The sequence below is a fragment of the Paenibacillus sp. NRS-1760 genome (assembly GCF_050467785.1).
Lineage (GTDB): Bacteria > Bacillota > Bacilli > Paenibacillales > Paenibacillaceae > Pristimantibacillus.
Genome location: NZ_JBITPK010000024.1, coordinates 92,035 through 101,235, shown reverse-complemented (window position 1 = coordinate 101,235; position 9,201 = coordinate 92,035). Strand labels below are relative to the sequence as shown.

10 protein-coding genes are annotated in these 9,201 nt (G+C 40.3%); 2 read left to right on the top strand and 8 right to left on the bottom strand.

Features of this window, described 5'->3' with window-relative positions:
• The first annotated feature begins 185 nt into the window (after positions 1-185).
• Positions 186-1,382, top strand: coding sequence for an RNA polymerase sigma factor (locus ACIFSR_RS33160; RefSeq protein ID WP_430063437.1), 1,197 nt, complete (start codon positions 186-188; stop codon positions 1,380-1,382).
• Between the two features lie 180 nt (positions 1,383-1,562).
• Positions 1,563-2,222 (top strand): hypothetical protein, encoded by a 660-nt coding sequence (locus ACIFSR_RS33155; RefSeq protein WP_430063433.1) that lies wholly within the window; start codon positions 1,563-1,565, stop codon positions 2,220-2,222.
• Between the two features lie 90 nt (positions 2,223-2,312).
• Here ACIFSR_RS33155 and ACIFSR_RS33150 read toward each other — a convergent pair whose 3' ends face one another.
• From ACIFSR_RS33150 to apgM, 8 genes are all read right to left on the bottom strand, one after another.
• The gene (locus tag ACIFSR_RS33150) at positions 2,313-3,251 is read right to left on the bottom strand and encodes a magnesium transporter CorA family protein (protein WP_430063431.1); all 939 of its coding nucleotides are present in this window, start codon (positions 3,249-3,251) and stop codon (positions 2,313-2,315) included.
• A gap of 18 nt (positions 3,252-3,269) precedes the next feature.
• Positions 3,270-3,410: a hypothetical protein gene (locus tag ACIFSR_RS33145; RefSeq protein ID WP_179089775.1), complete on the bottom strand. Its 141-nt coding sequence runs from the start codon at positions 3,408-3,410 to the stop codon at positions 3,270-3,272.
• Between the two features lie 199 nt (positions 3,411-3,609).
• Entirely contained in the window at positions 3,610-4,488 is an 879-nt protein-coding gene (locus ACIFSR_RS33140; protein ID WP_430063429.1) for an NAD-dependent epimerase/dehydratase family protein, read from the bottom strand.
• A gap of 422 nt (positions 4,489-4,910) precedes the next feature.
• Entirely contained in the window at positions 4,911-5,546 is a 636-nt protein-coding gene (locus ACIFSR_RS33135) for an HAD-IA family hydrolase (RefSeq protein WP_430063427.1), read from the bottom strand.
• Between the two features lie 15 nt (positions 5,547-5,561).
• Positions 5,562-6,476 (bottom strand): PhzF family phenazine biosynthesis isomerase, encoded by a 915-nt coding sequence (locus ACIFSR_RS33130; RefSeq protein WP_430063425.1) that lies wholly within the window; start codon positions 6,474-6,476, stop codon positions 5,562-5,564.
• Positions 6,477-6,535: 59 nt separating this feature from the next.
• The gene (locus ACIFSR_RS33125; RefSeq protein WP_430063423.1) at positions 6,536-7,411 is read right to left on the bottom strand and encodes a DUF72 domain-containing protein; all 876 of its coding nucleotides are present in this window, start codon (positions 7,409-7,411) and stop codon (positions 6,536-6,538) included.
• A gap of 31 nt (positions 7,412-7,442) precedes the next feature.
• Complete coding sequence (locus tag ACIFSR_RS33120) at positions 7,443-7,865, bottom strand: hypothetical protein (protein ID WP_430063421.1); 423 nt, start codon at positions 7,863-7,865, stop codon at positions 7,443-7,445.
• Between the two features lie 99 nt (positions 7,866-7,964).
• Positions 7,965-9,200, bottom strand: a complete 1,236-nt coding sequence (gene apgM, locus ACIFSR_RS33115) for a 2,3-bisphosphoglycerate-independent phosphoglycerate mutase (protein WP_430063419.1) — start codon at positions 9,198-9,200, stop codon at positions 7,965-7,967.
• Between the last annotated feature and the right edge of the window lies 1 nt (position 9,201).

Here is a 9,201-nt window from a genome sequence, read left to right as displayed (position 1 = left end):
ATGGATTAGGGGGCTATATAGGAATTTCCTGCTAATGGGGCAAAAAGCCATTTATTTATCGAATTAACGGGAGGTTTTCCTTTAAGCACTAACAAAAAATTCAATCCATAAATAATACATTTTGCTGTGGCTTTTTCTATCTCCCTGGTGTCTAATAAACGTGAAGACAGGGGGAGGTTCACTTGATGTCAGGGGCCCACGACAAATTCGAGGACATTTTCACGCTATATTACGATAGAATTAGAAGACTTCTCTCGCTGAAGGTCGACATTCAGACTGCAGAGGATTTAACACAGCTAACATTTATGAAGGCTATGGAGCACATCAATAGTTTTCGTGGTGATTCTAGTCTATTCACTTGGATATGCCATATTGCGAACAACAATTTAAAAAATGAATTCCGTAGAAAAGATCGTAATTGCGAAACCTATGTAGACTTAAACCACTTAGAAAATCGTTTTATATCTTTTGAATTCACCAAAAATGTAGAGATACGAATCGATATCACCTTAGCTTTAGAACAATTAAGCGAGATTGATCGTGAAATCATTTCGCTCCATTATGATGTCGGCTGCACTTTGAAAGAGGTGTCCGAGATTACTCAGATGAAATTAAGCGCAGTCAAAAATCGCCTGTACAGAGCTTTAGAAAAGTTAAGAAAAGAATTGCACAATGACGAGGAGGTTCGAAGCTTTATGTCTGTAATCGACTATATTACTGTTATTAGTAAAAATGAGCTTAAGGGTGCATCCGAGCAGGATAGCAAGGTGTATCAAGATATCATCAATCATCTGAAAACCAGCGTTGATCGTATTTGTACGCAATTAAGACATCAACCTTCAAAAAAAATATCAATAGAAATTTATCCAGATCTTCAATCCTTCCACCATGCGGTTGGTGAGCCAGATGCGCCCAATTGGTTTATGGGTGTAATTGAGAATAATACGATAAAAATTGCTTCTCCGCTCCATCCAGGTCCAGAACATACGTATCAATCCATTCTTAAATCAACACTCCATCTCTATACGATTTGGTTGGTGACAGATATTAACCCTGCCGCTCCAAAATGGTTATACCAAGGACTAGGCGGATACGAAGCTGGTCTCATGACAAAGGAATACATCGATTCTTCAATAGCAGAGCTTGTGAAACACAGCCAAATTCCTACTTTTGAGGATTTAGAAGATAACACATGGGAATTTGATGAGAAAAAGGGGTTTCAATTTTCTTATACGCTCTCTGAATTTGTTTTACAACACTATGGCATTGACGCCCTTAATAAAATCATCAGAAATCCACTCGATTTTGAAGATGCATTCAACTGTTCTGCAGCAGAAATTCACAAGCTTTGGTCTCATACACTCAAAGCAAGGTTGAATTAACATTCCTAGTGAAATGAGCCTCACCAGAAAAAGGGAAATGAATATAACGAAGCGAATCTAATGTTAGAATCCAAACGTTTGGAGGTAAACAAGTGAAAATGAACGCTAATTTCAATTTTTGCTGTCTGAAACCAAGAATGATCCGTCCTTATTCATTTTAAATTTAGGGAGGATCTGTACATGAGTAAACAAAAAAGATTAATTATTATTGACGGTATTCCTGGCTCTGGAAAAACGACAACAGCTAAATCCATTTTAGATAAACTAAATTCAAAACAAGTAGCAGCAAGGTGTTTTTTAGAAGAGGAAGCACTACATCCCCTGCTCTTACAAGGACCGGAGTTCAGTTCTTTCACAAATGAAGCAGAAGCAGATCAGTTCATACAGCTTCTCACCACTCGTTATCTTGACTTTGTTCAAGCTGAGCTAAACAGTGCCCATGATGTCATTATTATTGAAAGTGTGTTTCTTCAAGACACCATTAGTGTCGCTCATCTCATGGGCATGGATAAACAGAAGCTTCTCGCTTTCTCTTCTTCCCTACAGCAGATACTGGCACCACTGGCACCTAGCCTTATTTACTATTATCAAGTGGATGTTGAGAAACAATGGCGGTTTATTTGCAGCGTAAGAGGAAATGAATGGGGTCCTGTCTCCCTGCATACAGATGAGGATTTCAAACAAGCTGCAGAGGTGTGGTCACGGAGTCAGTCCTTTGTCCGTGCGATTGTTAATGCGTGGGACATCCCAAAACTAATCATTGAGAATAAAGACTATCTCTGGGATGAATATCACCAGCAGATTAGTGAATTCATTGATTCGCTGCTTCCAGTTCATTAAATAAGCTCATCTAATCCCAAAAGAGGCTGTTCTAAAAGTAGATAAATCTACGTTTAGAACAGCCTCTACTTCATTTAAAGCAGCTATAGTTTAGAAAAACCTCTTCTTCCAGAAGATAACGGCTGTGATACTCGATAAAATAACAGAAATGGTCATCGCGATAAAAAAGGCATGAGGGTAATCCTGAAACGGAATTTTAACGTTCATCCCATAGAAACTTGCGACCATCGTAGGCAGCGATAAAATAATCGTAATCGATGTCAAAAACTTCATAACAATATTCAGATTGTTGGAGATGACCGATGCGAAAGCATCCATCATACCGCTTAATATCGTCGTGTGCGTTTCAGACATTTCAATAGCCTGTTGGTTTTCTACGATGACATCCTCTAGCAATTCTTGGTCATCCTCATACATTTTCATGTATTTGCTTTTCAGCATTTTCTGCATGACGATGTTGTTTGACTTTAATGAGGTTGTAAAATAGACCAAGCTTTTCTCCATATTCAATAAGGAAAAAAGTTCTTTATTTTTCATCGACTGATGCAATTTTTTCTCTATTTCGTCTGTCATTTTAATAATTTGCTTAAGGTACTTCAAATATGAAGTCGCTATCAAATATAAAATTTGAAATGAAAATCTTGTTTTTTTGTACGTGTAAAATTGCTTTATTTTATTTTGTGCAAAAACGTGGAAAATCGGGTTGTCTTTTAGACACACTGTAATAAAACAATCGTCCGCTATAATCATCCCTAGTGGAATCGTATCATACATGGGAATACCCTTGTCATCCGTCGAAACCAATGGCAGATTTACAACGATAAGCACATTGCTATTATCATTTTCAATCCTTGATCGTTCTTCTTCATCTAATGGGTCCTTTATAAAATCCAAAGGAATTTGTGCTTTAGCAGCTGCTAGATTCATTTCTTGCTCCGTTGGTGCTACAAGATTGACCCAGCATCCTGAAGTAATCTCATCCGTTTCTTTCAGTATTCCGTGCTCGTCAGTAATATAAATATTCAACATGGTTACAACCTCCTCAGATTAATGAGGAAGCCAGAAATGCCCCTGCCATACAAAAGAGTTGACCTTCAGTTCAGTAATCAATCTTCTGAAGATTGGTTTGTTCATGACTTCCCCCTGCAACAAGCTTGGCTCGGGTTCGGCGCTACTTCGACTATCCATTACAGAACTCAACTCCTTCTTTTCGCTATGGTTAAGCACGCTCATTATAATACGCCAAATAAATGAAAATGTCATGAAATCAAAAAAATCATAAAAAAAGATGGCCCCGCGCTTGCAGGGACCACCTCTTGTACGCCTAAATATGGCATTTTCTTATTCAAGCGCTATCCTCAGACAGCGCTGCTTTTCACTATTCAACCTATTCATTTAACGCTGGAATTTCCGAAGGAACCCACAGATTAGCAACGTCAATCCCTTTTTCATCTCTGCTCTTTAAGTCTCTCAAAAACTCAAGAAAACCGTATGCCGGTTTCCATCCAAGCATCTTCTCTGCCTCCGACAGATCATGCTGCTCAACTTGTTTTGGCAGCGTCAACTCATACTTCTTCAACAGGCGGCTTGCACCCGGCACTTGTGTCTCACACCATTCTGCGCCAAGCTCGCTGAAGTTTTGAACAACCTCTTGCGGCATATGATGATTGGTATGTACAATTGTGCGAAATAGCCCAATCTTCTTTTCCAAAGCTGCTTTGACCGATGCCACTGTAGCTGCCGCCACATCCCGTCTATCTACCCCATTGCGAAGCAATCGTTCCCCAAACTCTAAATATGGCCGAGGAATAAATTCATGATATCGAAGCATTGCAATCGATGCGCCTGTCATTTCATAATAAGCCTTGCAGAGGTCTTCCCCGATGACTTTACTTACTCCATAAACCGAGCCCCATCCGAATGCCATCGAGGAGGCATAGACAATCGCTTTTATGCCAGCTTGCTTGCATGCTTCTAATAGATAAAACGTACCATCGACATTAACAGAAAAAATAGTTTCATTACTAACTGGCGGATTGTGTGCACAATGCCATGCTGCTAGGTGAACAACGGCATCCATGCCCTCTACCGCACGCTGTACATCGCCTGGCGTCCTAATGTCACATCTAACAAACTCAAGCTGCTTCAAATCATCAGACTGAGGGGGCATAACGTCTGCCATCCGAACGGTATAATCAGCTTGGGCCAATGCTTTGCATACGGCCTGACCTCCATTGCCCGAAGCTCCTGTCACAACAACTTTCATTTCGTTCACCTCGTCAGTTTTATCGTAATTTAAAATGGTATAGCATGGTTGGTTAATATCATGATAACGCTTCCACGAATGTCGGAATCATTTCTTTATTCATCTGCTTAAGCCTTATAAGGCTAATAATAGTACAACAATATATAAATATGAAGTACGCAATTTCTTTTTACTTAGTAACCTAAAAGTAACCTATGAACAGGCATGGCAGTAAGCATGCAAATCAGAGGAGACTCTCATCTCCCCTGGTTTAATGTCCGTTATTTATTGACTTACCATGTAAGCCATCCGCTGGTTCGTTGATAACCACGCAATAATTCGTAATGCTCGCCTCGAGTTTAAATTTTTATATCGGTATCGATTGGATAATTCTCATACTTAAAATTACGTATCTTTTTATTAATTTTCAATAATTTTTTCTTCTATTTTATTAAGATCTCCCTAATTTCATGCGGTTGATCGACTATATAATTCGGACTCTCTGCCAGCAATGATTCTTTTGTATCCAATCCCCAAGACACTGCAATGACATCAATTTCGCATTTCTTGCATGCAATAATATCCCGTGTTTCATCACCGATATAAATAACATCTTCACGATTTAATTGTTTATCTTTCAAATATTTTTTTAGCGTTTGGTGTTTTCCGAATAGTCCATTTGAGGATCGAACTTCATGGATACCCTTGAAATTTTGAGTATGTAAAAAATTAGAGACATTCGCTGCAGAGTTCGATGTAATAATTGCGATTTTATAACCTTTATTTTGAAGAGCATTTACCACTTCTCTCATCTGATCAATAAATAATATCGAGTTAAGATGCTGTTTATAGCGCTCCTTAAATTCCTTTCCTATTTTTCTAATCAAAAGGATCTTATACATCGGAACGTTTAAAGCTTTAAACCGTTCTTTTAATGATAGATGGTTTAATAATTTGTATTCTTCATGATTTACTTTTTTAAAATTATATTTTACTGCTAATTCGTTATAAACGATCATAATTTCCGACGTTGAATCTACTAGTGTGCCGTCAAAATCAAATATTATATGTTTATACATCTATTAAATGCACCCTCAATCTATCACTGCTGCTTTAGGTAGTTGTATCTCAAATTCATGAACATAAATAGCGTTGCCAGTAATCTCGATATCAAGCTGATCAACATTCCTCGTTACAGATACACCAACTCTGCCATTGCGGCCACTCTCTTGCCCTTGTTCAACGACAAGATGAATTGATTTTTCAGAATTTTTATCTATGTACTTCGCATAGTATGCTCCCATTACACCAGAAGCCGTACCTGTTACGGGATCTTCAATCGTTCCTGAAAATGGCGATGAGAAATGACGGGCATGCATCTGTGCATTTACATCGTATGTTTCTAAACAAAACGGATGGATGGACGCTCTTGGCATTTCTTTTAAAATATGTGGAAACAACGAATTGTTTGGCTTCATTTTACTGAAAGTGCTCAGGTTTTTTATAGGAATTAATAAGGTCCACGCACCGGTACTTCCATACACAGTGGGGAGCTCCGTCTCGATCTCACTTTCATCGATGCCCATAGAATGAGCCAGCTCCAATAAAGAACCATGGAATGGCTGAAATTGAGGAGAGGCTTGCCGCATCGTAATAAGAGGTTCACCATTTGCTTCAAAATCGATTTTTATCGGCAATACTCCTGCTTTTGTTTCAATCGTGAATGCTGAAGGATGATCCAGCAGCCCTTTCGTTTGCAGCGCGTAAATGGTTGCCATCGTTGCATGTCCACAAAGATTTATTTCATGGCCTGGCGTAAAATAACGAATTCGAAGATCAGCCTTATCCGATTTCAGCGGAAATGCCGTCTCATTGAAGCCTACTTTTTCTGCGATGGTCAGCATCTGCTCTTCGGAAAGATCATCACCATTAAATACGACTCCCGCAGGGTTTCCCATGTTTGGAATATTGCTGAATACGTCATAGTGATACACATTGATCGTTCTCATAAACAGTCCCCCCGCCTACTCAGCGTATTCAATTTTTATTAAAGTGTTGATTCGTCAATCTAAAATAAATCCAACTGCTCGATAATCGGGGGCGGCGGCTCATTCGGACTTTCGCCGTTCGGGCGAGTCAGTCCCAGTATCTCCATCATCCGCTTCGCGTTGTCTGCTGCGTCCCCTCCGGAATTGTTATTAAAAATGACGTAAATATGCTCGCTCTGCTGCTCCAGCAGCCGCAGCTTATTCGCCCAATCTTGCAGCTCTTCCTCGCTATAGCGATATAAATAACGAACTTCGCGCCAATTCGGCGCACTGGCTTGATTCCAACCAGACACATTGCGTCCATGAAACCTCACAATAGTTGATTGTGCATCGGTTGCTGTGAGAACGATCGGTATGGAGCCGATTCCTGCCTGCGGCTCATCACAAACACTGTGCATCCACTGCTCCTGCCTCATGAAATCCAGCGTTTTCTCACAGTAATCCTGTGTAAACCAGCTTTGATGACGAAATTCCAGCGCGCAAGGAATGCCATTCATTCTTGCTTTCGTCTCCCGCAGAATTCGCACATTGGCTGCTGTACAATCAAACCACGGTGGATACTGGAACAAGGCTGCCGTCAATCGGCCTGTCTCCATTACGGGCTCCAGCATTTGCCGGAATGCACCGAACATTTCATTTGTCTCCGAAGCCGGCACTGTAGGCCCGCGCTGATGTCCGGTCATCCCTTGATAAGCTTTAACGACGAAGTGAAGGGATTCCGGCGTATCTGCCAGCCATTTGCTGAATCGCTCTTTAGATTGTATGGCATAAAAGGTGCTGTCTACCTCTACTACCGGAAAATGTTTTGCATATTGCCGCAGCTTGCTGCCCGCTTTGCTAACTGGAACATACAGCTGGTCATGATCGCCCCATCCTGCAAGGCCTATTGAAATCATATCTTCACCTCTTTTATACGTTCATTCAAATCTAATGATTTCTATTAAATGAATACAAATACTCACTTTTCACTTCCGCTATCATCGTTGCAAGCATTAATAGAATAAATGGTAAAAGCGAATAAAGCAAAATCTGTCGGATTTGGATATTCAATCGTGCGTTGATCGCACTCATTTCGGTATATACTACAATTCCCCATTTATTTTCCGGAAAATAGGAATATCCCGCCAATAAAACCGCGATAGATTCCTTTTTCGTCATATAAAGGCTCATTGATAAATACGATAAGCTGCTTCGTACTGATTCATCTACGACCATAATCGAGTTAAAATAGTTGCTGCTTTTACGGATGAGATCAAGATAGCCCGCGTCTGCCGCATTAACCACTGAATAAAAAGCAGCAGCATTTTGAGGCTGCTGCGCATGGATATAAATAAAGAAAAAGAAAGCCACGTTTCGGAAACGCGGCTTAACCTTTATACCAGCAAATATTTAATTACAACTGTCGCTTCGCCTTGCTTTTGTGAATAAAATTGATCTTCTCATCCTACCCTAATTACCCTGCTTTTTCACTCGTCCAATTAATCCGTGCAATGTTTGAATAAACCCATGTCCAGTTAGACGCCCTAATCCTCCATACGCACAATCTAATTCATTATATTGTTTGGTTCGATCTATTCGAATACTAGGTCCATTGATTAAAATAGGCACGGGATCGCCGGTATGCTCACCGATTTCACAAGGGGTAGAATGATCAGCCGCCACAGCCAAATATACATCTTCAGATATTCCCTGCGCTATAATTCCTACCATTTGATCAAACAATTCAATCGCTTTTGCTTTTTCAAACGGTTTATTATCATGCCCCTTAACGTCGGGTGCTTTTAGATGCACTAATACAAAATCATTTTCAGAAATTTCTTCAAGTGCCAGCTTAGCTTTTAGTACAATGTCTGTATCCATATTTCCTGTCATTCTACTATCTGTTACCGATTTAAAGCCAGCCAATTTGGCAACGCCAAGGACGGTACTCTCTCCAGCAATACAACTGCCCTTCATTTGAAGAGCATCGGTTATGGGATCAAGCTGAATCATCTGTCCAGCTCCTCGCGTGAGAATAAAATTAGCTGCTAATTCCCCTTGTTTCATACGCTCTACATTAATAGGATGATTGGATAAGATGACATGCGCTTTATGAAGAAACAAATTTAGAACCATCGCTGTTCGTTTGGACTCCGCCGAGGAATCAAGCGAGACTATAGTATGATATGGGCAGCCATCGTTTGGCGCTTTCGGATCTGAATCGCTGATTTGATCACTGAGCCCAGTTCCTCTTAATATAAGTACAGCACGATGCTCTGTAGCCGGTTTGAAATATATGCTCACTCCCATTATTTCTAACCCGTTAATCGCATCAGCAAGCTCTTCTGTTCCATTGCGTATCCGTCCTGCCCTGCGATCAACGACAATCCCATTCTCATCCACTGCAGCAAAGTTGCACCTCAGCACGATATCGCCCGGAAGAACATTCATGTTAATTCCTAAAGCCTCAATTGGCCCACGTCCCGGATAATGATGAGGCTGATAACCAAACAAAATTAGATGCCCCATATCAGTGCCTACTGGAATGCCAGGGCTAATCAAATCCATGATGCCTGTAACCCCCGTAGAAGCTAATCTATCTAGATTAGGTGTATCTGCATATTCCAATGGCGTTTTGTTTTCAAGCAAAGGATGTGGAAGATCTCCTATTCCATCTGCAATAGCTAATATAACTTTTCTGTTCAAT

Bases quoted from the DNA above. Each gene is read 5' to 3' on its own strand.
- ACIFSR_RS33160 (WP_430063437.1), top strand. From the start codon at position 186: ATGTCAGGGGCCCACGACAAATTCGAGGACATTTTCACGCTATATTAC.
- ACIFSR_RS33155 (WP_430063433.1), top strand. From the start codon at position 1,563: ATGAGTAAACAAAAAAGATTAATTATTATTGACGGTATTCCTGGCTCT.
- ACIFSR_RS33150 (WP_430063431.1), bottom strand. From the start codon at position 3,251: ATGTTGAATATTTATATTACTGACGAGCACGGAATACTGAAAGAAACG.
- ACIFSR_RS33145 (WP_179089775.1), bottom strand. From the start codon at position 3,410: ATGGATAGTCGAAGTAGCGCCGAACCCGAGCCAAGCTTGTTGCAGGGG.
- ACIFSR_RS33140 (WP_430063429.1), bottom strand. From the start codon at position 4,488: ATGAAAGTTGTTGTGACAGGAGCTTCGGGCAATGGAGGTCAGGCCGTA.
- ACIFSR_RS33135 (WP_430063427.1), bottom strand. From the start codon at position 5,546: ATGTATAAACATATAATATTTGATTTTGACGGCACACTAGTAGATTCA.
- ACIFSR_RS33130 (WP_430063425.1), bottom strand. From the start codon at position 6,476: ATGAGAACGATCAATGTGTATCACTATGACGTATTCAGCAATATTCCA.
- ACIFSR_RS33125 (WP_430063423.1), bottom strand. From the start codon at position 7,411: ATGATTTCAATAGGCCTTGCAGGATGGGGCGATCATGACCAGCTGTAT.